Origin of the sequence: Sulfuricurvum sp., from assembly GCF_031427015.1 — a bacterium.
Lineage (GTDB): Bacteria > Campylobacterota > Campylobacteria > Campylobacterales > Sulfurimonadaceae > Sulfuricurvum.
Map to the genome: position 1 here is coordinate 88,654 of NZ_JASJOW010000003.1, position 22,874 is coordinate 111,527.

Below are 22,874 nucleotides of genomic sequence, written 5' to 3' on the forward strand. Positions count from 1 at the left end.
ATGCTATAATGCTTTCTATTAGAGGGGTAGCGTGTTTATGATAGATTACCGTAATATCTCGAATATCCGCTGGGGATTTGCCGAGCAGATTGCGTCTAAAACGATGCAATGGGCAGTCAAAAAGTATCTTCATCTCATACCCACCGAAAAATCGTTACCTGTCGCCACCGATGAAACGTCACGACTGCTGTATATTCATATCCCTTTTTGTCTAACATTGTGCCCGTATTGTTCATTTCATAAGTTTCGATTTGACGAGCCGAGTGCCAAGCACTATTTTAAATTATTGCATCACGAGATGCGGATGGTTCATGCACTGGGATATCGATTTGATTCGATCTATTTCGGAGGGGGAACAACGACGATTTTACCGCGAGAACTCGGAGAAACGATTGATCTGGCTAAATCGCTCTTTAGTATCCGTGAGGTATCGTGCGAGAGCGATCCTCAACATTTATCTGATCTTGAAGATGCAAATTTAATAGGTAAGATTGATCGTCTCTCCATCGGAATACAGAGTTTTGATGATGCAACTTTCAAACAGATCGGACGGTATAAGAAGTTCGGTTCAGCGGATGAGCAATATGCGAAGGTAGAAAGAGCCATTCCCCGTTTCCCTATTGTCAATATTGATATGATTTACAATTATCCGCATCAGAGCGAAGAGGCACTGCACCGTGAGATCGATACGATCCTCACCCTCCGCCCACCGCAAGTGACCTTTTATCCGCTAATGTACGCACCGGGGATACGGGAATCTCTGAACAAACGGTGGGGAAGGCTGAGCGATGAGCATGAGGCGAAACTCTACCGTATCATAATAGAGAGAATGCGTGCCGTTTATACTCAACGCTCATCTTGGGCATGGTCGCTGGAACATGAGGGGATTATCGATGAGTACGTGATTGAGCGGAGCGAATACGTCGGGATAGGGAGCGGTGCGTTTAGTTTTATCGGTGATACCCTCTATGCTAACACCTTTTCATTACCTGAGTATGCGCAGATATTAGAAAAAAATCGTTTGCCGATTACGCATGCGATAACATTCCCTTCACGTGCAATCGCTCAATATCGGATGATGGTGGAGCTATTCGGTCTTTCTCCCTCCTCTGAACATTTAGGGATAGAAAATTTCTTTTTAAAACTTTTCGGCGACGTTCAAAAGAGGAAGATAACGGCTAAAGGATCGTATCTTTTTTCGGTGATGATGCGAGAATTTTATAACGGGATGGATTATGTTCGTGAAACGATGCGCCGAAATCTTAAAAAAGAAGACGGATATATTCCGGATAAAAATCTAGACTTTGAGATCGAGTAAATTGCCTCGGATTTCTTTGCTCATTTCGAGGGAAGAAGGGTGACGGGTAAGATACTCTTGCAGAGTTTTAAGGGTATTTTGTTCTTCCTTAGATTCGGGCGGATACAATTTTGTTAAATCCGTAGAGAGAGATTCACCCGAAAGAGGATCTCCCTCACTGTCGTGATAAACACCTGCCGCACGCATAAATCCGACGGTTACAATTCCTTTAGCCGCTTGGTAATTTTCCTCATACAGTAAAGTGTTATAGAGCTTCCGCTCCGAAGGATTCAGCTCTTGGGAAATCAGACTGTAATCGTTTTTAATCTGATCGACTTCCCCAGATTGCAATATCTCTTTATAAGAGGGTGGAGGGGAATAGGAGGATGTACCAAAAGAGTTTGAAAACAGATAAGAGCTGTTCGTTTGTACTTGCATTTGTACTCCTTATAATTATATTATAGGAGTACTAGCAAAAAACAGTCCAAAAGAGACTATTTTTTAATTGTATAAAGTTTACGAAGCTTCGTATCCAGCGGTGCGAGGACTTTATAGAGTGCCGGAACGACAAGGAGACTGGTCAGCGTCGAGAGAAGTAATCCGCAGATGACGGCAACCCCCATCGGTCCTTTGACTCCCGAACCCTCTCCGACCGAGAGGGCGAGGGGGAGCATCCCGAACACCATCGCCGTCGTCGTCATCAAAATCGGGCGAAGACGGGAGATTCCCGCTTCGACGATCGCTTCATCGAGCGGTTTCCCCGCATCTTGGAGGCGGTTGGCGGCATCGACGACGAGGGTGGAGTTTTTCCCGACGAGTCCCAGCAGGAGCATCAGCCCCATCATACTAAAGAGCGACATATTCATCCCTGCCGCCCACAGACCGATAAACGCTCCCGTAAAGCTCAGTGGCAAGGCACTCATGATGATGAGCGGTTGCAGAGGCGATTCGTACAATGCGGCGAGGATGAGATAAATCATCACCAGTGCCGCACCGATCGCGATCCCGAATGCTTCATTACTCTCCTGCATGTGTTTGGCATCGCCGTCGAGTTCGAATGTCACCCCTTTACCCAACCATTCACCTTGACGTTCATTGACAATTGTGACAAGTTTATCAAGAGGCAAGGCCTTAGTGATGTCGGCTCCGACGATCACTTTTTTGAGGCGGTCGAACCGCTTAATTGTGGTCGGTGCGTAACTTTCACTGATGGATACTACTGCCGAGATCGGTACAGTTATCCCCGAAGAGGTACGGACATTTAGGCTATTGAGGGCGTCGATATTTTCGCGCTTGGGATCACTCAGACGCATAACGACATCGTACTCTTTCCCCCGTTCACGGATAAAGGTGATGGTTCCATCGCCTGAATAAGCACTGGCAACGGTACGGGCGATCTCATCGACGTTAACTCCCAGACGGGTAGCGTTTTGAGTGAGAACGGTGATGCTCAGTTGCGGTGCTTTAGGCTGAATGTTACTTTGCACGTCGGTCGTCCCCTCTATGCTGTTGAGAAGTTTCATTAGCTTCACTGCCGAGGCTTCCGCATCGTCCATGTTCTGGGCTTTTAGAATTACTTGATAGGGGGTGTTGATCTCGTAGCCTCCGATGTCGTTGACTTCGGTGACACTGCTCATACTGAACCCTTTGAGGCTCTCAAGGATTGCACGGGTCTCTTTCATCACGTCACTTTGGCTCCGCTCACGCAGTTCAAGTGGTTTGAGCCGGACATAGAGTGCTGATTCGTTCGCTTTTTGATCATTTCCCCGTCCGACGTAGAGGGTGCAGTATTCTACTTCGGATATTTCACCGATACGGCGTTGCGCATCAAGAGAGAGTTGTTTCATACCCCCGATACTGGTTCCGACAGGAGCTTTTAGGGTGATGTCGAACTGGCTTTTGTCCTCTTTAGGCATAAATACCATTCCCAGTGTCCCTGAGAGGATGATGGAGACGATGAAAACAGCGAGTGCGCTTAAGAGAGTAGTCTTTTTGTATTTCAAAACGCTCAGGATGAGAAAGCGGTACATCTCCTCCATCCGTACAAAGAGATACTCTGTTTTGTGATAAAAGCGGCTGTGCTCCCCTTTAGCAATTTGGGAAGCTATCATCGGGATAAGTGTTATAGCAATGACGAATGAGACACCGATAGCGGCGATGATTGTGACCCCAAAACTGGTAAAGAAACGCCCCACAATCCCGCTCATTTTAGCGATAGGGACAAAAACCGCCAAAAGCATTGCCGAGATAGCGACGATGGAGAAGATGATCTCGTTTACCCCTTCGATGGCGGCATTGATCCGATCCGATCCCGCTTCGAGCCGTTTAAAGATATTTTCTATCACGACGATGGCATCGTCGATGATGATCCCGATAGCGAGGGTGAGGGCGGTGAGGGTGAGGAGATTGAAGGTTTGACCGCTCCATCCCATAATGGCGAATACCCCGAAAATCGATACGGGGAGTGAGAGCGCGGCGATGAGCGTGAGGGTGAAGTTGCGTAAGAACAAAAAGATGACGAGTGAGGCGAGGAGAGAACCTAAAATGAGGTCAAACTGAACTCCATCAAGGGTGTCGCGGATGTATCCTGTCGTATCTTGCAACGGAGTGAGGGTCATCGTCGGCTCTAACGCGGTGAGGGCAGGGAGTCCGGCACGCACGGCATCGGCAATAGCGATATCATTGGCTCCCGTCATTTTTTTGACCATCAGCAATACACCTGATTTCCCATCGAGTGAAGCGAAACTGCGCTCTTCGGCTAACGTATCGCTCACGGTTGCCACATCCCCTAAACTGAGTCCCTCACGTATCCGAAGTGCGCTTAATGCCTCTACCGTTTTACTGTCATTATCAATGAGAATTTGGAACTCGTGAGCAGGATTAACCGTCTTTCCTCCATCCATACGGATATTTTGGGCACGGATGAGGTTGGTTAGATCGTTCATCGTGAGGGAATATTTGGTGAGAAGGGAGGGATCAGGGGTGATTAGTATCTGTTTTTTACGTAAACCGGTGACGGTTACACCGCCGACCCCTTCGATGCGCTGAAGGCGCGGTTTGAGTATCTCGTCGGCGTGTTTCATCACTTTTTGTGTATCGCTACCGGCTAAAAAGAGGGTGATAACGGGAGAAGAGTTAAGGGAATATTTGTCGACCGAGGGTTTATCTACTTCGTTGGGGAGCTGAATACTGGAGACTTTATCACGGACGTCATTGACCGCTTCGTCGAGATTTTTGGAGAGTTTGAACTGGGCGACGACAACACTGATCCCTTTGGAACTGTCCGAGCTTAGGGTATCGAGTCCCGAAATCCCGCTCACCGCCTCTTCGATCTTGTCACTCACCTTGCTCTCGACGATGTCGGCATTGGCTCCTTTGTAGGTGGTGGTGACGATAACGATGGGGAAATCGACGTTGGGGTAGAGTGCAGAGGGCATACCGCCTCGTTCGACCAGCCCGAAAAAGATCAACGCGAGGGCGAACATGATGGTGGTGATAGGGCGGGTAATGGCTATTTTATGCATAATAACTCCTATTTAGCCATGATCATGCCATCGCCGAACGTGCCGGGACGCAATCTCGAACCGTCGGCTTCGGCGGTCATTTGACGATTTTTGGTATTGATAGCGGGATAAATTTTTATGATTTTCGAACATTTGCCCGTCGATTTACCATCTATTGCGATACAAAAACGATCCCCTACCTTCACCTGTGAGCCGAATTTGGAATCGTACTGGATGAGAAGCTTGGTTTGAGTACTGATAAGTTTAAACAGCGGTGTTCCCCCCATCGAAGAGACCATATCTCCCATCTCGATATTTTTTTCGGAGATACTTCCCGCAAACGGGGCAGTAAGGCGCATTTTAGAGAGTTTTTGTTCAGCATAGGCGACCGATAATCGAGTCCGCTCTAGTTGGGCACGTTTGGCATCCAATTCGGCTTTGAGTTTGCCGAGGGTATTTTTATCGAACACCTGCGCACTTTTTTCATAGCGGGCATACTGATCGCTCAAAAAGGCGACCTCTTTGGAGATAGCCTCCAAATCGGCTTTTGCCATTTGAAGCGATAGCTGCTCTTCGGTACTCTCAAGTTGGAGGAGGAGGGAGCCTTTTTTGACATGATCGCCGTTTTGGACGGAGACGTTTTTCACAATCCCTGAGGCATTCATCCCCAGAGAGGCTTCACGGTAGGCTTGGGATTCAAAGGTGGCATATACATCTGCCCACAACGATAAGGTACAGAGGCTAGAGAGTAGGGCTATTTTTTTCATTTTTTATCCTCGATGAGTGTTAAAAGATCAATTCCGTAGGCATAGGCGGCACTCGCTTTTGCCACTTGGAGGGTATTGCGGGCACTACGGGCTTTTGCACGCGATTGGGTGAGGTTGGTGAGTTCGCTGAGGTACGTTGTCGAATTGAGCAGTCCCGCCTCGAAACGTTTTTTGATAAAGATGAATGCCTCACTTCGCGCTTCCTCTTCAGCTTTAGCCGCTTCATAAGCATTTTGGGAGGTTTGGATCGACATGAGGGCTATTTCGGCATCGTTACCCAAGCTTTGTGTTTTATAATCCAGTAGATTTTTGGCTTTTAGGGTATCAATACGGGCTTGTTCCCTCTCTTTTGAGATTCTCCCCATATCAAAGAGGGTCATAGTCATGGAGGCGGTTATTTCGTTTTGGTTTAGCGGTTGGAGATTCGTTCCTCCCATGGTATCGTAACCGCTGTACTCCATGTATTTGTGTTTCGCTTCGAGGGTGATGGAGGGAAGGTAGGTATAGCGATCTTCGCTATTGCGTAAAACATCTATTTTTGAGCGATCACTTTGCAGGTCATGGCGCTCTACCGTACGCAATGTCGGCATCGCAAGTTCTTGATAGACGAGCGGCTCATGAACTGGTGTTGCACTCAGGAGTTCAAGATGTTTACGATGTTTTTCGAGTAATGTTTTGAGGTTTTGTTCATCATAATCGGCTTCCAGTTTCGATGCAATAAGCGATTTTAGAATATCAGTGGTGGCAAGATCATTTTTAACAAGTATCTCGTACCGCTCCACTTCGGAGAGAAGCTCATTTTTCTTCTCTTTATTTACATGTAGACGGTCTTGGGTATCAAGATAGTCGTAATACGCTGTGATGGTTTCCATGAGGACGTTTTGCTCTTCTTGTGCCAGAGAGTGGGTGGCAGAACTCATCGACGCATGGAGGGCATCGAGAAGCGCTTCACGTCGAAAACCGTCAAATACACTGATTTGCGCCCCTATCTCGGCACCTTGGATTTTATTGGGTTCAAAGGCGGGTGTTTTATCTTTTTTCTTATAAAGGGCAGTTGCGCTAACCGTCGGAAAATAGGCCGTTTTAGCCTCATTGAGTTGAGCTGCGGATTTTTGAATCTCCAAACGTGCCGATTCGACCCGCAAATTGGTTTTGGCACTCGGGAGTAAGAGTGAAAGATCGGCGCATAGGAGTGACTGGGCAGTGAGGAGAAAAAGAGCCGTATTCCTCATAATATTTTCCTTTTTAAATCAGTGGAGGTTTTATGTTGACAATGTTAACATTTAATGTGGACAATGTCAACATATTATGCATAATGATGTTTAGCGTGCTACAATGTCACCTATGAAAGAGAAAAAAAACGCTCCTTATCATCATGGAAACCTCAAAGAAGCGTTGTTGCAAACAGCGTTAGAAATTATCGATACCGAAGGACTCGATACGATTACCTTACGTGATCTCACGCAACGTTTGGGTACATCGAGAAGTGCCGTATATCGACATTTTGTGAGTAAAGAGGCTTTAATACTCGGAGTCATTGAAAAAGGATACGGAGAGCTTGATCTCCTCATTACCCCGATATTTCAAGACCGTAGCCGAAGTGTTGCGGAACGATTTGAGGTGATGGGGAAAACGTATCTTAATTTCGCTATTGAACATCCGAATCTCTATCGTTTATTGTTTGGCGAGAATTTTCGTCATGAGCGCGAAGAGATGTGTGATTATAAAGATGAAAGCCAAGCTACGGGGTTGTATGCGTTGATCGGACTTTTGCTTGAAGCGCAGGAAGAGGGGATTATCGCGCAAGAAAATCCTATCATCCAAGCCGCAACTATATGGGCCTCCATCCATGGTCTCGCATCCTTGTTGATCGACGGACATTTGATGATGCGTGACAATCTCGAAGCAATTTATGAATACAGTATCGGAGTATTGTTGAAAGGGCTTCGTTAAAACAGTTCCCACGGATGATTCCATAGGTGGAGTTGTTCTCTGCACTCGGAACTTATAAACCGCTCCCCCTCATCGGGCGGTGAAATAAAACTAAAGACTTCATCATCAAGACGAAACCGCAGAGCATAGGCGTGCAAGTATCCCCGCTCCTCTTTACGCGCTTCATCGGATGCCGCGTAGCGCATATCTCCTGCGATAGGAGAGCCGAGGCTTTTGAGTGCAACACGGATTTGATGGGTTTTCCCCGTATGCGGTTTGATGAGAAAAAACCGCTCATGAGTGCGCAGAGCGCAGCTGATAAACTGGGTAATGGCGGGATTCTCCATTGTGGTGAGGAGTTTATAATCACCGCGTCTTGCGCTTGTCATATCCCCTTTTATCCACCCCATTTTTTTCTTCGGTTTACGCATCGAGATCGCGAGGTAGTATTTCTCAATCTCGCGATTTTCAAACATCTTGCCGAACACGGCGGCGGTTTCGGAATTTTTGGCAAGGATTACTAGCCCTGATGTCATTTTATCGAGGCGGTGGACGGGGAAGAGGGGGAGTCCTAGTTGCTCGCTCATTTGGACGACGAATCCCGCTTCCTCTTCGGAGTGGAAATTGACACCTGCGGGTTTTGAAGCAATGACGAAAGAGAGATGGTCATATACGATTATCATAGTGTGATTATAGCGAAAGGGAATTGATAGTCCGAGGGTGGTGTTCTTGCTCCTATTCTCTTGAGTTGGAGCACTTAGATTATAGGATGATGTCCATTCCCACTCAGGAGAGTGGGGACGAGTAAATAGATAATCAATGATAAGTATTTACTTATTCATGATCAAACATGTTGATTAGGGTTGCATTACCAAGCTCTGTAATCGAAATATAACGATGCATATCGTTTGAACGTGATAGTAGTTTATTTGCAATCATATCATTCAAAAGAATTTGTGCTTTTGGACGACGAACTTTTGTCGTTTGAACAATGCTATCCAGTACATTGTCTTCAAATGTTTTTTTGTAATTGCTTTCATAAAAAAATCTTAAAATTTTTGTGCGATCATCTTCTGTTTGAAGCACTTCTTTTGGAATTTCGATATCGGAAGGTTGTGCAATTGCTGTTTCTGTAGGATGATCCGAAGTAACTAGTCGATATTTTATATTCTTAGTTCGTTCTTTGAGTTCATCTCGTTCAGCTGTGATAGCTGGCAAAGTTTCCAACGATTTACTTAACGACTCATTTTCTGCTTTTAATGCTTCGATTAGCTTGCTAGATACATTATGAGCAGTTATATGAGCCTCAATCTCGTTTTGCATAGGTTTGAGTGCATCTTGTAAAATTACATTATGTTCTTTTTCACGTTCTTTGAGCCTATCAAGTGCTTGATCTCGTTCATCAGCCAATTTGTAATGTTCGCGTTTAAGCTCGCGTGCTCTTTCCTGAGTGATGGGAGTTTCATCTTCTATACGTTGTTTAATTGCCATTGATTTTTTGTTATACCCAAGAGTAGCATTATAAAATTTGAGTGCAAACCATGGATATATGAATACATAAAAAAGTGCAACAGCAAGAGGATACCAAAATTGATATGTCCACCAATCATATCCCACTAAAGGCATTGTCTTAAAAATATGTTCATCAAGTAGTTTGAGCTTATCTGCGAGTTTTTCATCACCAAAATAAATGAGAAGATATTTGTGATTCAGGATAATCCATGAAATGATAAATGAACTCATAAAGGGAGTGTAGGCAAAATCATATAGTTTAGCTTTAATTGAATCCTTAATATTGTCTATCACTATATCTCCATATATGAATTAAGTTTTTAAATGAAAGAAATTATTTTATACTCTCCTACCTTTAAATCCACCAGTGTCAAATTCCCAAATGACGAGCGATGTAACGCCGTACCATAGTTTCCGATTGCGGCAGGAAAATTGCAAGAAATTTTAATGGCTTTAAGAACGAATAGAGTAAGCTTTCGCAATTAAAAATTTATTTAGTAATTGTGTCGAAGGTTAAATATGTCTGTAGAAAGTATCACCGACACCATGGACGTATTCGCCGAAAAATTCGAGGGTATTGATCTGCACGGCAAAAAAATCACAAAAGCTGAATTCGATGACTGTACATTTGTCTCATGTGATTTCAGCGAAACCTTTTTCTCCTCCTGCAAATTTACCGAATGCCGTTTCGAAAACTGTAATCTGAGCCTCATGAAACTGACCAGTAGTAAAATGAGCGATGTCGAGTTTAGCTCGTGCAAGATGATCGGGATCGATTGGACGATGGCGGATTGGAAGAGTTTGCTCAATGCCGATCCGATCCGCTTTCGTGAGTGCATCCTCAACGACAGCAACTTTTTCGGTCTAAACTTGGAGGGATTGGTGATGAGGGAGTGTCGAGCCAAAGAGGTCGATTTTCGCAACGGAACCTTTCAAAAATCCGATTTTAGCGGGAGTGATTTCAAGGGGGCGTTGTTCGGCAATACCCACCTCGAAGGTGCCAATTTTACTGACACGAGCAATACGATGATCGATGTACGCTCGAACCACCTCAAGGGGGCGATTTTTAATCGCTATGAGGCACTGTTTTTACTTGAATCGATGGGAATTGTGTTAGTCGATTAACGGGAGAGGGATTCTGCGTCGATGAGGCGGTATTCCCCCTCTTTTAAATCCCTCAGAGTGAGGTTTCCAAAAGTAGAGCGGTGTAATGCGATGACATGATTTCCTACCGCCGCGAACATACGCCGTACCTGATGATACCGTCCTTCGACGATTTCCAGTGTCACATTCGTTTCATCGATGATGGTGAGTTTTGCAGGGAGACAAGGGTTCTTCTCGCCGTTTAACATCAACGTTCCTGAAGCAAAAATCTCTGTTTCATCTCCTCTAAGCGGTCGATCGAGTGTCGCCTCATACACTTTGGGTACTTTGTGTTTGGGGGAGGTGAGACGATGAAGGAGTGCGCCGTCGTCGGTGAGGAGGAGCAATCCGCTCGTCTCTTTATCAAGTCGTCCGATAGTGGAGATTTTCGGATCGCGCAGTCTCCATCGCGACGGGAGGAGATCATAAACGAGTCTCCCCTCGCCATCATCATGCGAACAGACAAGCCCTGAGGGTTTGCTCATAAGAATTATCATTCCCGCAGGCGGGTCAAGCGGTTCACCCTCATAAAGAATTTCATCATGAGAGACTTTGGTATCGCTTTTTAAGGGGAGATTGTCGGTATGAGTAATGACACCATCGCGTAAAAGAGCGGTAACCTCTTTGCGCACGCAATAACCCAATGAGCCGAGGAGCTTGTCGAGGCGGACTTTAGAGGTTTTCGAGTTTTTCATCGGTCTCTTGGGTGATTCGCTCAAATTCATTCGTAGCGATTTCAAGCCGCTCAAATAACTCTTCGATCATTTTCTCATCGCTTGCAACACTCTTGGAAAGTTCCATCAGTTTGCCGCTTTCCCCTTGGTTGGAATAGACGATGAGCTGATCATGCGCCGTTTTCACTTTATCTTCAAGGCTCATAATCGTATTCTCGCAGTAATCGATCTCTTTTTTGAGCGGGTTAAGGAGGCGGGAGCGCTCTTGGATCAGTTCGGCACGCTGCTGTTTTTGCTCTTTTTTATTACTGTTTTGGGTCACTTTTGGAGGTTTTGGGGCGTCGGATATCTCTTCATCCCATCCGATTTTTTCCAAAAAGTCATCGTAGTTTCCATCAAAAAATTCCGCTCCCCCCTCTCGGAAAATGATGAGTTGATCGGCTAACTCACGCAATAGCATTTCGGAGTGGGTGACGATGACGACGGAACCCTCGAACCGTTTGAGCGCATCACACAGTGAGTCAATGGATTGCATATCGAGGTGGTTGGTCGGTTCATCGAGGAAGAGAAGATTGGCAGGGGTAGCGATAATTTTCCCCAACATAACGCGGCTACGCTCTCCTCCTGAGAGGATAGATATTTTTTTATCGGCATCGTCTCCGCTGAACATCATCGTTCCGCAAATGCCTCGAATACGAACATTTTGAAGCGTATTATCGGCACTTTGTATCTCTTCGCTAATGGTGCGGTTTTTATCGAGACGATCGATGTTCGTTTGACCGAAATGGGCAATAGCGGTTGCGGGGTGGGTCAGTATTTCACCCTCGGGCGTCAGTAACCCTGCGAGAGTGTTGAGGAGAGTTGATTTTCCTTTACCGTTTTTTCCGATAATAGCAAGGCATTTGTTTTTTTCCAAAACAAAGGAGAGCTTTTCAAAGAGCGGTTCATCGGGACGGTAGCCAAACGATAGGTTTTTGACTTCCATCGTGATTTTGGAGGGGGTAGGGCGGTAGGAGAAGGAAAAACTTAAATCCCTTTCCCCCTCAAGCGACTCCATAACCCCCATTTTATCCAGCTCTTTTTGTTTCGATTGGGCGAGGGTTGCGGTGGAAGCACGGGCTTTGTTTCGGGCAACGAAATCGATAAGTTCTTCACGCTTTTTGTCGTGATTTATTTTAGTTTTGACGTAAAGTTCATCTTCGCTCTCCATCATCTCATAATATTTATGGCTATTGCCTTTGATGATTGAGACACCTCGACGGCGTAATCCCATCGTATGGGTAGTGACTGAATCCATAAAATCACGATCGTGGGTGATGAGGATCACTTCCCCCTCGAACGCTCTGATGAAAGAGGCGAGCCAGCGGAGAGAGACGATGTCGAGGTAGTTGGTCGGCTCATCGAGTAAGAGGAGATTCGGTTCGGTGACGAGGAGTTTGACGAGGTTAAGACGGATCTGATATCCCCCTGAGAAACTGAGGGGATCTTTTTCTAAATCTTCCTGTGTAAATCCCAGACCAAAGAGAATCTTTTCTACCCGATAGACTTCGTGCTCCATGTCCCCTGTGAGAACGGAAGCACACTCTTCGCGGACACTCTTATGGGTGAAGTGGAGGTGCTGACGGAGCGTACCTATCCGATAGTTTTTCGGGATGATGATCTCTCCCGAATCGTAAGGCTCTTCATCAAGAATGATCTTAAAGAGGGTTGATTTGCCGCTTCCGTTACGTCCGACAAAACCGACTTTATTTCCGGCATTGAGTTTGAGGGAGAGGTTCTCAAAAAGAACCCGCGTGCCGTAGCTTTTGGTGAGGTTATTGATTTGAATCATGTGAGCGGTTATTATCCCTCTATTTTATGGGGGAGTTTACCGGGCATCGCCTCTTTATTGGAGAGCATATCTTCAATTTGACGTTTCACTTTATCGTAGCGAAATTGCTCTTTAAACCCTTGGATTCGTCCACCCGCAGCATTCGGATGACCTCCGCCGTTCGCCCATTCGCCCGCCATCATCGCAACATCGACTTTGTCATGTCCGCGTAGGCTCATAGTTCCGCGTGTGCTGATATCGACGATAAAATCAAAATCAGGGAATGAAGTTAAAAATCCGTTTCCGATGATTGAAGTATTGCCTAACCCGTAGCTCAAAAATCCTCTCCACCCTTTGTAGTAAATGGTCATAGTTGAGCGTTTGGTTCCCAACAGTGCCACGATGTATTTGGTCGAGAGGTTATCGAGCGTGTTGTCGACTCCGTCTTTGAAAAACTCTTTTTTCATTTTGTGGAGTGCTTCATCCAAGATGATATTGGCATTGGGAATATTGCGCATCATGGCGGCTTGTTCTAGCATGGCCAGTTTGTAGACTCGATCTTCATCACTGAACATCACACGGCTAAGCTCTTTTGCATCGGAGATAAGACGCATACACACTTTACCGTATTCAAAGTCATCTTCTTCGTTTTGGTGCCATAAATCGACGGCATTGACGACGTTGACAAACGCTTCGAGCCATCCCCCTTTTTCAAGTCCGTAATGTTGAAGCGCGTATTCATAGACAATTTTTGTTGCACATCGTTCGGTATCGAGAAAATACCACGGATATTGCGCCGCCGTATCTTTACCGCTTCCGTGGTGATCGAGGAGGGTGATCGTAATCTCCCATCCCCCTTCATTGAGACGGTTGACTTCGGCATTGAGCCATCGCGCTTCGTCGGGGTAGAGATTGAGATCACTGATAAGGATGGTGGCGCGCTGTTTTGTTTTCTTGATGGTATCGATAATCTCTTCGAGGCGATCCATGACTTCGGCACCGTAGTTGGCGTTGTAGCTGAACAGTGTATGGGAGGTTTGGGCCATGACAAGTTGACAGCTGTAACCGTCGAGATCAATGTGGGAGAGGTGGTAAAACGTTGTACTCATGAATATCCTATTTTGTATCTAATGTAATGGAGCCGAGCACTTCAAACTTCGCATTTGAATCGATTTCGGCATGAGAGAGGGTGACGATGTCGAGGCTGAATCGCTCATAAATCTCCGCCAACGGGCGGCGAAGTTTCGGATCAACGATAACGATAATCGGAGAGATCCCTTTTTGGAGAAGTTCGGTTGCTTTAGCACTGGTGGCTTGGATGAGACCGTTGATTTCACCTACATTGAGCAATAATTGGCGAGTACCGTCACGCTCTTGCGATTTTTCCAACATCATCTGCTCACTCATCGTGTCAAAAGTTAAGAGTCTGATAATACCGTCCGGACTGGTATAGGTTTGGGTGATAATACGAGAAAGCTTGGCACGGACGTGTTCGGTGATGATGTCGACGCTTTTGGTGTATTCCGCGACATCCGCCATCGTCTCTAAAATCGTGATCATGTCTTTAAGGGGGATACGCTCGTGCAAGAGGGCTTTGAACACACGCTGGATAAGACCGATATTGGCCACTTTAAGAAGATCATCCACCACAACCGGATAGTCGTTTTTGATTTTCTCGATGAGCGATTGGGTCTCTTGCCGTGTGAGGAGCTCTTCCGCGTGGCGTTTGATGAGTTCACTCATATGGGTTGAGATAACGGTTGCCGGATCAACAACCGTATAGCCGTTAATAATAGCATCCTCTTTGAGGGAAGGATCAATCCAAAGGGCATCGAGTCCAAATGCCGGCTCTTTCGTCGCTTCCCCTTCGATTTCCCCCATAGCCATTCCGCTGTCCATCGCGAGATAGCGATCCGGTTGGATAAGTCCGTCACCGATATTGACCCCTTTGAGAAGGATCTCATACTGCGTCGGTTTGAGGTGAAGATTATCACGGATACGTACCTGCGGCATTAAAAAGCCGAAATCGGAGGCGATTTTACGCCGCATCGAGCGGATACGCTCCAACAAATCTCCCCCCTGCGCACTGTCGGCAAGACGGATAAGTTGATATCCGAGAGTGAGTTCGAGCATTTCAATTTTGAGAATATCTTCGAGTGCCGCTTCTTCTTCTTTCGCGATCTCTTCATTTGATTTTTTACGCGGTGCGCTGGAGGTAGCGCCTCCCTCTTCGGAACCGCCTGAAGCTCCTGCAGGTGCTCCGGGTTTATTGATGAGCGGAGCGGAAGTGAGGACGAGATCCCCTTTTTCGTATTTATAAAGTGCGTATCCTAATCCGGCAAAAATAAGCCCTACAAATCCGAGTGACAGTGTCGGTAACCCCGGAACCATAGCAAAAAGGATCATAATAAATCCGACGATAATCATAACGCGGGCATTTCCCATCAGCTGGTTGATACTGCCCTCGGCGAAGTTTCCGCCCGTGTCGCTTGAACCGCGCGTGATCATGATACCGGTAGCGGTCGAGATGATGAGCGCAGGTACTTGTGATACTAATCCATCCCCGATGGTGAGGATGGTATAGGTTTGCGCACTTGCAGCTACATCCAAATCAAATTGGAAAATACCGATTAAAAAGCCGCCGATGATGTTGATAAGGGTGATGATGATCCCCGCAACGGCGTCCCCTTTGATAAACTTACTCGACCCGTCCATGGCTCCGTAGAAATTGGCATCTTGTAAAATCTCGGCACGGCGGCGTTTGGCTTCGCTCTCGTCGATGAGGCCGCTGTTGAGATCGGCATCGATTGCCATCTGTTTACCGGGCATTGCATCGAGGGTGAAGCGCGCTGCAACTTCGGCGACGCGTCCTGAACCTTTGGTGATAACCATAAAGTTAATCAAAACCAAGATGGTAAAGACAATGACCCCGATGACCATATTACCGCCGACGACGAAGTTTCCGAAACTGGTAACGATATCACTGACCGCTTCAGGGCCTTCGTGACCGTGACTCAAAATCATACGGGTCGTTGCGATATTGAGAGCCAGTCGAAAGAGGGTAATAACGAGCAAAAGGGTCGGAAAGGTGGTTAAATCGGTCGGTTTTGGAATATAGAGTGAGATCAGCAAGATCAAAACGGAGAGGGCGATAACCACGGCAAGGAGAAAGTCGAGCATTCCGCTGGGGAGCGGGACGATAATAATCGCCAAAATCGCCATAACAAAAAAGACGACACTAAGGTCACGTGAGGCAAAAATGGCCGATAATACCGTTTTAATGTCGGGTGTTCTATTCTTTGCTTTTGCCAAAAATTACTCTTCTAAAATAGCTTCGAGGGTCAGTGTCCCCAAAAACCCGTCCACTTTCACTTGTAATCGGTTTAGAAACGGCCACAACCCGCAACTCATCGCTTTGTTGGAGGGGCAATCTTCTTGGGAGGGGGAACAGCTGAATACGGCAGGGCTTTTCCCCTCCGCCGCTTCCATTACTTCCAGTACCGTGATATCACGGCTATGGCGGGCAAGCTCAAACCCCCCGTTAACCCCTTTGTAGGAGTTAAGGATCCCTTGGCGTGCGAGGGATTGTAGAATTTTTGCTAAAAAACTTTTGGAGATATCGAGTTCACGGGAGAGCGTATCCACATCGAGTGCACGACCCGCTTTTGCCATAACGATAAGCGATAATAGGGCATATTCGCTGGCACGGGTCATTAACATGTGGCATATCCTCCTGTAATTGAAAAGTTATTATAGCTAAAAATCATTAGAGGTGACTTGCGGATAAATTTAGCGCAAAATGGGAAAATTTCCGCTATAATTCCGACCCTGCTTGAACGAAATTGTCTTTCAAGTAAAATTAACTACCCATCAGGAGGCTATTATGGCTTTAGATACGGCGAATAAAACGCAAATTATCAAACAATACCAAAGAACTGAAGGTGATACCGGTTCAAGCGAAGTGCAAATCGCACTTCTTTCAACTCGTATTGCCGCTCTTACTGAGCATTTGAAAACATTTAAAAAAGACCATTCATCACGTCTCGGTCTTTTGAAATTGGTTGGTCAACGTCGTCGTTTGATGCGTTATTTGAAACGTACAAACCGCGAAAGCTACAACAAACTCGTTGCTGATCTCGGTATCCGCGACAATATCTAAATCTTCTTCCCCGATTTTCGGGGATTTTTATCCCTTCTTACCTAAACTTTTTTAGATCCATCCATTACTTCCCCTTAAAATTTCAATCTACAGAGTTTGTCCATTTAATGTGCAGCGGTTCTACACCATTTCGTCTAAAGTGTGTTATCCTTTACCCATCACTCAGGTATGTCTCCCTAAAGGAATCCGATGTCGCTTAAAGTCGTTCTCTCTCATAAAACTCATTATGCTTTTGATAAACCTATCAATCTTTCTCCTCATGTTATTCGCCTCCGTCCCGCGCCGCACAGCCGTACCCCTATTGAAGCGTATTCGCTCAACATCAAACCTGATGATCATTTTATCAACTGGCAGCAAGATCCGTTCGGGAATTATCTCGCACGGATCGTATTTCCACAGAAGACGACGGAACTCTCTATCGACGTCGAGGTTCTAGCGGAGTTAGTGAGCATTAACCCGTTTGATTTTTTTGTTGAAGAGTATGCGTCCAACTTTCCGTTTAAATATAAAAAGGAACTCAAAAAAGAGTTATCTCCTTATTTAGAGATTACCGAAGAGGGGAAAAAACTCAAAAAGTTTCTGAAAACCCTCGATCTCAAAGAGCGTAATATCAACGATTTTCTCGTTGAACTCAACATGGCAATTCATAACTATCTCAACTACACGATCCGCCTCGAACCGGGGGTACAGACGTGTGAAGTGACATTGGGGAATAAACTGGGATCGTGTCGCGATTTCGCGTGGCTCTTTGTTCAGGTGCTTCGGCATCTTGGGCTCGCGGCACGGTTTGTCTCAGGCTACCTCGTTCAGCTCTCCGCCGATGTCGCTTCTCTCGACGGTCCGAGCGGTCCGAGTGAGGATTTTACCGATCTGCACGCATGGACGGAGGTCTATATCCCCGGTGCGGGGTGGATCGGTTTGGATGCGACGAGCGGTCTTTTTGCCGCTGAAGGGCATATTCCTCTTGCCTGTACCCCTAACCCTGAGAGTGCCGCTCCGGTTGAGGGGGGGATGGATAAATGTGAGGTGGAGTTTGAGTATTCCAATACGGTAACGCGTGTTTTTGAATCACCGCGTGTGACGAAACCCTATCGCACTGAGCAGTGGGAGGCAATCGATAAACTGGGATATCAGGTTGACAAAGAGTTGATGGAAAATGATGTCCGTCTTACGATGGGGGGAGAACCGACGTTCGTCTCTATCGATGATATGGAATCACCCGAATGGAATACCGAAGCGGACGGCCCACACAAACGGGAGTTGGCTAATGTTCTTTCACGACGTTTATTGAAAACGTTTGGAAAAGGGGGATTGCTCCACCATGCACAGGGAAAATGGTATCCGAGTGAACCGTTGCCACGCTGGATGTCTACGATTATTTGGCGCAAAGACGGACAGCCGATCTGGAATAACCCTGATCTACTGGCGAGTTTGGATCAAACATTCGATTATACCCCTGAGGATGCGCGGAAGTTTTTAGCCAAACTCTGCTTGAATCTGGGGATCAGTGATAAAAATATCCACGATGCCTACAATGACCCGCTTGTAGCACTGCTTCAAGAGTCATTGCTTCCGGTCGATGTCGATCCGATGAAAGTGACGTTGAAAGACTCACTGGAGCGTCGAGCATTGGCGGATAGTCTCTCCAGCGGTATCGATAAACCGGCGGGGTTTGTACTGCCACTGAACTGGGGGAGCACGCGCTGGATTACCTGCCGATGGGAGTTTAGACGCGCACAGCTTTTCCTCGCACCGGGAACCTCTCCGGTAGGGCTACGTCTCCCTTTGGATTCGTTGACCCATAAACCGCATGTCGAGTTGGAGCAGAGTTTCGAACCTGATTTGTTTGGGGCATTCCCCTCGTTGGGTGAATATCACAGCGCCGTAAAAGAGCGGGCTTCAAAAGTGATCAAAAAGACGAAAAAAACGGCCGATTATGAAACCTTTGTCCGTACGGCGATCAGTATCGAGATACGTGAGCAAAAACTCTTTATTTTCCTCCCCCCGATCACCGATACCGAAGCCTTTTTGGATCTGATCGCGTCGATAGAGGAGACGGCGGAAGCGATGAAGATGGCGGTGATGATCGAGGGGTACGAGCCTCCGCATGATCTACGCCTTGAGCGAATGCGGGTTACTCCCGATCCGGGAGTGATCGAGGTTAACATTCATCCGACATCGAGCTGGCAGGAACTCACTAGCGTGATTGATACTCTTTATGAAGAGGCGCATCAATCCCGCTTGGGGACACTCAAATTTATGCAAGACGGTAAGCAAATGGGGACAGGTGGGGGAAATCACGTCACCATCGGAGGGCTCACCCCGAGTGACAGCCCACTTCTACGTAATCCTGATTTGTTACGCTCGCTTATTACGTTTTGGCAGCACCATCCGAGTTTATCGTATCTCTTTTCAGGGCAGTTTATCGGACCTACTTCTCAAGCACCGCGTGTGGATGAGGGGCGGTTGGAGAATCTCTATGAGCTTGAGATTGCGTTTAATCAAATCCCTGAGAATGAAGAGGTTCCGTTTTGGCTTACCGACCGTCTTTTCCGCCATATGCTCACCGATTTGACGGGAAACACTCACCGCAGTGAGTTTTGTATCGACAAACTCTACTCTCCCGATTCCTCGACGGGACGTCTGGGGATTTTAGAACTACGCGGATTCGAGATGCCGCCGCACGCGCAGATGTCGCTGATGCAGATGCTCCTTATCCGTACTCTCGTCTCGCTCTTTTGGAAAAAACCGTACAAACACAAACTCGTACGGTGGGGGACACAGCTTCACGATAAATTTTTGATCGAACATTATGTTCGCGAGGACATACGGGACATTGTCGAGTTTTTACGCTCCGAGGGGTACGGATTTGAGAACGATTGGTTCGATCCGTTTTTCGAGTTCCGTTTTCCACTCTATGGGATGAGTACGATCGAGGGGATTCACTGCGAATTGCGCGGCGGGATCGAGCCGTGGAACGTATTGGGTGAAGAATCGAGTTCACAAGGAACCGCCCGTTACGTCGACTCTTCGCTGGAGCGGGTGCAGGTTCGGGTGCGTGATTTTGTGAGTGAGCGCTATGTCCTCACCTGTAACGGGGTTCGGGTTCCTCTCGTCTCTACGGGGGTAGAGGGGGAATACGTCTCAGGGGTGCGTTATCGTGCGTGGCAGCCGTGGTCGGCACTTCATCCGACCATCGGGGTCGATACGCCGCTTGTATTTGACATTGTCGATACGTGGAATCGACGCTCAATGGGAGGGTTTACCTATTTTATCGCTCATCCGGGAGGTCGTGCATACGATACCATTCCCATCAATACTCTCGAAGCGCAATCGCGTCGCATCAGCCGTTATTGGGGATTTGGACATACCCAAGGGGAGATGGAAGAGGTGCATGAACCGCTTATCCGTTCTCAAGACCCAGGAGAAGAGGTGACATCGCGTAGCGTTGTGAACCACCCTCAGAAAAAAATATTCACCTATCAAGAGCTTCCGGGGTCATTGGAATATCCGCATACCCTCGATTTACGTCGAAAATGGAGCCCTAATGCACAATAGGGTAAAATTCCCCATACTCTTTCAAAGGTAAATAGATTGGACGCTATGTTTGAACGCTATTCTCAAAACGCATCGTATGACGAGATGTTCGATTCGGATAAAAACGTCCGTCCTCATTGGGAAGCGTTAAAAAATAACCTTGAAAAGATGGGGCTAGAGCAGTTGCATGCTAAGCAAAAAGAGATTGATTGGCGCCTTGAAGATAACGGAGTAACCTACAATGTCTATAATGACCCCGAAGGGCTGAACCGTCCGTGGAAACTCGACCCTATCCCCTTGATTATTGAAGAGGAACAATGGAATATTGTCGAAGAGGGGCTAAAACAGCGTTGCCGTCTTTTTAATCTTTTACTGCAGGATATCTACGGGGAACAAAAAACGATCCAAGAGGGGATTATCCCGATGGAGATCATTTATTCGCACGGCGGATTTATGCGTGAGATGCACGGTATGCAAACCCCGCTGGTCATTTATGCCGCCGATATGGCGCGAGGACCGGACGGGAAAATCTGGATTATTAATGATCGTACGCAAGCTCCCTCAGGATTAGGGTATGCGATTGAGAACCGTTTGACTATGAACGGTGCCATGCAGGGTCTATTTGAAGGGATTTCGGTTAAACGCCTTTATGACTTTTTCGAAACGTTTAAATCTCTTTTTCAAGGGGAAAATTGGGGTAGAAACGGTGAGCCTCTTAACGTACTTCTCTCTCCCGGACCGCACAATGAAACCTATTTTGAACATGCGTATCTAAGCTCTTTTTTAGGGCTTACCCTCGTTCAGGGGCAGGATTTGCTTGCCAAAAACGGAGCACTCTGGCTCAAAAGTCTTAAAGGACTTCGCCGTGTCGATACGGTTTTACGTCGTGTGGATGAGAGCTATTGCGATCCATTAGAACTAAGACCCGATTCTCAGCTGGGTGTCGCTGGGCTGGTACAGTCGATCAGAGCCGGCGGAGTAGCGATGATCAATCCGCTGGGAAGCGGTGTTTTGGAAAATCTGGGGTTAAATCCGTTTATGCCCCATTTGGCTCGCTACTTTTTGGATGAAGAACTTATTTTGCCGCAAATTGCCACGTGGTGGTGCGGTCAGGCAAAAGAGCAGGAATTCGTGTTGGAAAATCTTGAGCGTTTGATTATTAAGACGATTGATCGTATCGGAGAAAAGCATACTTATGTGGGGAAACACTTATCCAAAAAAGAGCTCAAAGCACTCAGAGATGATATTCTCGATCAGCCGCACCGCTATGTCGGACAGGAGGAAGTGGAGTTCGCGACCTCTCCGACGATGGTACAAAACTCTATCGAAGCGCGTCGTGCCGTCATCCGTGCTTATACAATCGCTCAGAATGATACCTACACCCTAATGCCGGGAGCTTTGGTACGTGTCGGAATGAACAATGATTCGTTAATGGTCTCTAACCAATTTGGGGGGAGCAGTAAAGATTTATGGGTATTGGGAGAGTCGCAGAGTATCCCGCCGATCCCTTTTTTCAAGCCGAAAGCAAACTTTGAAAATTCTCTTGAAAACATTCCGAGTTTACGTGCGGAAAATCTTTTTTGGCTGGGGCGCTATCTGATGCGCTCTATTATTACCGCGCGGATGATTCGAACAACATTGAAATATATGACCAACGCCTCACGCTATGATCAGTCATCCAATCGACAAGCCGGAGAGATGCTGATGAATGCATTGACGCATGTAACGATGACGTATCCGGGCTTTTTGGATGATGAGACCCGTTTGGCTTTGTTCGATGAGATCGCATCGGTAAGTTTTAATATGGCGCGTGTAGGAAGTTTGGCACAAATCATTGCGATGCTTTCCAATACCAATACCTATGCGAAAAATCTTTTGCCGCTGGAAGCATCTCGTATTTTTGAGCGGATGAATCGGGAGTGGAGCCAGTTTTGTTATGAGGCAAAATCTTCTCCTCGATCCATGATTCATAATCTCGATAAGCTTTTGATGCAGTTAATGGCGTACAAAGAGTTGATTCAAGAGTCTCTGTTCGCCGATCAAGGATCGGTGCTGTATGAGATAGGGGCACGTTTTGAACGTTCACAGCTTCTGATTTCAAAAGCCAGAGCATTGTTGACTCCCGTACAAGATACGGTGAGTGAATACGAAATTTTGGAGACTCTCTTAAGCACGTGTGAAAGTCTAAACGCGTACAGAGCCCGATATCGTTCCTCTTTTGAGATGGGGAACGTTATTGAATTTTTACTCCTTGATATCAATTTCCCAAAATCACTGATCAGTGAAATAGAGGGGTTAATGAACATTCTTCCCCAATTGCCGAAATTTAAAAACGCAACCTATCTTAGCCGATACGAAGAGCCTATTTTTGAGGCGTTTTCCATGATGCGCCTTAGTAAGCTCGATACCTTGTGTGCTCTTTCGGGAGATGAATATATCCGTAGTGAACTGGATTCTCTCCTCTTAGCGCTCTCGGAGCGTTTATTGCTGGCTTCCGGTGAGATATCTAAAACCTATTTTGCCCATTATGATGAGTAGCC

Annotated in this window: 17 protein-coding genes; 6 read left to right on the plus strand and 11 right to left on the minus strand. The window is 46.6% G+C overall.

The window, feature by feature from the left end; translation table 11 throughout:
- The first annotated feature begins 37 nt into the window (after positions 1 to 37).
- Positions 38 to 1,318 carry a coproporphyrinogen III oxidase family protein gene (locus tag RMO68_RS05775; protein WP_310439772.1) on the plus strand — a complete coding sequence of 427 codons (1,281 nt, stop codon included), beginning with the start codon at positions 38 to 40 and terminating at the stop codon, positions 1,316 to 1,318.
- Here the strand turns inward: RMO68_RS05775 and RMO68_RS05780 are convergent.
- The 4 genes from RMO68_RS05780 to RMO68_RS05795 are packed head-to-tail and all read right to left on the minus strand — an operon-like array spanning position 1,298 to position 6,799.
- The gene (locus RMO68_RS05780) at positions 1,298 to 1,735 is read right to left on the minus strand and encodes a hypothetical protein (protein ID WP_310439773.1); all 438 of its coding nucleotides are present in this window, start codon (positions 1,733 to 1,735) and stop codon (positions 1,298 to 1,300) included. The genes RMO68_RS05775 and RMO68_RS05780 overlap by 21 nt on opposite strands.
- A gap of 56 nt (positions 1,736 to 1,791) precedes the next feature.
- Entirely contained in the window at positions 1,792 to 4,821 is a 3,030-nt protein-coding gene (locus tag RMO68_RS05785; protein WP_310439774.1) for an efflux RND transporter permease subunit, read from the minus strand.
- A gap of 8 nt (positions 4,822 to 4,829) precedes the next feature.
- Entirely contained in the window at positions 4,830 to 5,567 is a 738-nt protein-coding gene (locus tag RMO68_RS05790; protein WP_310439775.1) for an efflux RND transporter periplasmic adaptor subunit, read from the minus strand.
- Positions 5,564 to 6,799 carry a TolC family protein gene (locus RMO68_RS05795; protein WP_310439776.1) on the minus strand — a complete coding sequence of 412 codons (1,236 nt, stop codon included), beginning with the start codon at positions 6,797 to 6,799 and terminating at the stop codon, positions 5,564 to 5,566. The genes RMO68_RS05790 and RMO68_RS05795 overlap by 4 nt, the downstream gene beginning before the upstream one ends.
- A gap of 112 nt (positions 6,800 to 6,911) precedes the next feature.
- Here RMO68_RS05795 and RMO68_RS05800 point away from each other — a divergent pair, with 112 nt between their 5' ends.
- Positions 6,912 to 7,520, plus strand: coding sequence for a TetR/AcrR family transcriptional regulator (locus tag RMO68_RS05800; protein ID WP_310439777.1), 609 nt, complete (start codon positions 6,912 to 6,914; stop codon positions 7,518 to 7,520).
- Here RMO68_RS05800 and RMO68_RS05805 read toward each other — a convergent pair.
- Together RMO68_RS05805 and RMO68_RS05810 are read right to left on the minus strand one after the other, a co-directional pair.
- Positions 7,517 to 8,182, minus strand: coding sequence for a TIGR01621 family pseudouridine synthase (locus tag RMO68_RS05805; protein WP_310439778.1), 666 nt, complete (start codon positions 8,180 to 8,182; stop codon positions 7,517 to 7,519). The two genes, RMO68_RS05800 and RMO68_RS05805, sit on opposite strands and share 4 nt — an antisense overlap.
- A gap of 151 nt (positions 8,183 to 8,333) precedes the next feature.
- Positions 8,334 to 9,242, minus strand: a complete 909-nt coding sequence (locus tag RMO68_RS05810) for a hypothetical protein (RefSeq protein ID WP_310439779.1) — start codon at positions 9,240 to 9,242, stop codon at positions 8,334 to 8,336.
- A gap of 288 nt (positions 9,243 to 9,530) precedes the next feature.
- On the opposite strand from RMO68_RS05810, the gene RMO68_RS05815 reads away from it, so the two are divergent.
- A complete protein-coding gene (locus tag RMO68_RS05815) occupies positions 9,531 to 10,136 on the plus strand; it encodes a pentapeptide repeat-containing protein (RefSeq protein WP_310439780.1) in 606 nt (201 codons plus the stop codon).
- On the opposite strand, the gene RMO68_RS05820 is transcribed toward RMO68_RS05815, so the two are convergent.
- Genes RMO68_RS05820 through RMO68_RS05840 form a run of 5 tightly spaced genes read right to left on the minus strand, consistent with a single transcriptional unit; the run spans position 10,133 to position 16,358 of the window.
- Positions 10,133 to 10,849 carry a 16S rRNA pseudouridine(516) synthase gene (locus RMO68_RS05820; RefSeq protein ID WP_310439781.1) on the minus strand — a complete coding sequence of 239 codons (717 nt, stop codon included), beginning with the start codon at positions 10,847 to 10,849 and terminating at the stop codon, positions 10,133 to 10,135. The genes RMO68_RS05815 and RMO68_RS05820 overlap by 4 nt on opposite strands.
- Positions 10,827 to 12,659, minus strand: coding sequence for an ABC-F family ATP-binding cassette domain-containing protein (locus RMO68_RS05825; RefSeq protein ID WP_310439782.1), 1,833 nt, complete (start codon positions 12,657 to 12,659; stop codon positions 10,827 to 10,829). Before RMO68_RS05825 ends, RMO68_RS05820 begins: the two co-directional genes overlap by 23 nt.
- Positions 12,660 to 12,670: 11 nt before the next feature.
- The gene (locus RMO68_RS05830; protein WP_310439783.1) at positions 12,671 to 13,747 is read right to left on the minus strand and encodes a phosphoesterase; all 1,077 of its coding nucleotides are present in this window, start codon (positions 13,745 to 13,747) and stop codon (positions 12,671 to 12,673) included.
- Positions 13,748 to 13,754: 7 nt separating this feature from the next.
- Complete coding sequence (gene flhA, locus RMO68_RS05835) at positions 13,755 to 15,950, minus strand: flagellar biosynthesis protein FlhA (protein ID WP_409574822.1); 2,196 nt, start codon at positions 15,948 to 15,950, stop codon at positions 13,755 to 13,757.
- A gap of 3 nt (positions 15,951 to 15,953) precedes the next feature.
- The gene (locus RMO68_RS05840) at positions 15,954 to 16,358 is read right to left on the minus strand and encodes an Rrf2 family transcriptional regulator (protein WP_310439784.1); all 405 of its coding nucleotides are present in this window, start codon (positions 16,356 to 16,358) and stop codon (positions 15,954 to 15,956) included.
- A gap of 163 nt (positions 16,359 to 16,521) precedes the next feature.
- Between RMO68_RS05840 and rpsO the strand changes: the two genes are divergently transcribed.
- The 3 genes from rpsO (at position 16,522) to RMO68_RS05855 (ending at position 22,872) form a co-directional block, all read left to right on the plus strand.
- On the plus strand, positions 16,522 to 16,797 hold the full coding sequence (gene rpsO, locus RMO68_RS05845) for a 30S ribosomal protein S15 (RefSeq protein WP_013460616.1): 276 nt from the start codon (positions 16,522 to 16,524) through the stop codon (positions 16,795 to 16,797).
- A gap of 189 nt (positions 16,798 to 16,986) precedes the next feature.
- On the plus strand, positions 16,987 to 20,355 hold the full coding sequence (locus tag RMO68_RS05850) for a transglutaminase family protein (RefSeq protein WP_310439785.1): 3,369 nt from the start codon (positions 16,987 to 16,989) through the stop codon (positions 20,353 to 20,355).
- Between the two features lie 45 nt (positions 20,356 to 20,400).
- Entirely contained in the window at positions 20,401 to 22,872 is a 2,472-nt protein-coding gene (locus tag RMO68_RS05855; protein WP_310440307.1) for a circularly permuted type 2 ATP-grasp protein, read from the plus strand.
- The last annotated feature ends 2 nt before the right edge of the window (positions 22,873 to 22,874 follow it).

Bases quoted from the DNA above. Each gene is read 5' to 3' on its own strand.
- RMO68_RS05775 (WP_310439772.1), top strand. From the start codon at position 38: ATGATAGATTACCGTAATATCTCGAATATCCGCTGGGGATTTGCCGAG.
- RMO68_RS05780 (WP_310439773.1), bottom strand. From the start codon at position 1,735: ATGCAAGTACAAACGAACAGCTCTTATCTGTTTTCAAACTCTTTTGGT.
- RMO68_RS05785 (WP_310439774.1), bottom strand. From the start codon at position 4,821: ATGCATAAAATAGCCATTACCCGCCCTATCACCACCATCATGTTCGCC.
- RMO68_RS05790 (WP_310439775.1), bottom strand. From the start codon at position 5,567: ATGAAAAAAATAGCCCTACTCTCTAGCCTCTGTACCTTATCGTTGTGG.
- RMO68_RS05795 (WP_310439776.1), bottom strand. From the start codon at position 6,799: ATGAGGAATACGGCTCTTTTTCTCCTCACTGCCCAGTCACTCCTATGC.
- RMO68_RS05800 (WP_310439777.1), top strand. From the start codon at position 6,912: ATGAAAGAGAAAAAAAACGCTCCTTATCATCATGGAAACCTCAAAGAA.
- RMO68_RS05805 (WP_310439778.1), bottom strand. From the start codon at position 8,182: ATGATAATCGTATATGACCATCTCTCTTTCGTCATTGCTTCAAAACCC.
- RMO68_RS05810 (WP_310439779.1), bottom strand. From the start codon at position 9,242: ATGAGTTCATTTATCATTTCATGGATTATCCTGAATCACAAATATCTT.
- RMO68_RS05815 (WP_310439780.1), top strand. From the start codon at position 9,531: ATGTCTGTAGAAAGTATCACCGACACCATGGACGTATTCGCCGAAAAA.
- RMO68_RS05820 (WP_310439781.1), bottom strand. From the start codon at position 10,849: ATGAAAAACTCGAAAACCTCTAAAGTCCGCCTCGACAAGCTCCTCGGC.
- RMO68_RS05825 (WP_310439782.1), bottom strand. From the start codon at position 12,659: ATGATTCAAATCAATAACCTCACCAAAAGCTACGGCACGCGGGTTCTT.
- RMO68_RS05830 (WP_310439783.1), bottom strand. From the start codon at position 13,747: ATGAGTACAACGTTTTACCACCTCTCCCACATTGATCTCGACGGTTAC.
- RMO68_RS05840 (WP_310439784.1), bottom strand. From the start codon at position 16,358: ATGTTAATGACCCGTGCCAGCGAATATGCCCTATTATCGCTTATCGTT.
- rpsO (WP_013460616.1), top strand. From the start codon at position 16,522: ATGGCTTTAGATACGGCGAATAAAACGCAAATTATCAAACAATACCAA.
- RMO68_RS05850 (WP_310439785.1), top strand. From the start codon at position 16,987: ATGTCGCTTAAAGTCGTTCTCTCTCATAAAACTCATTATGCTTTTGAT.
- RMO68_RS05855 (WP_310440307.1), top strand. From the start codon at position 20,401: ATGTTTGAACGCTATTCTCAAAACGCATCGTATGACGAGATGTTCGAT.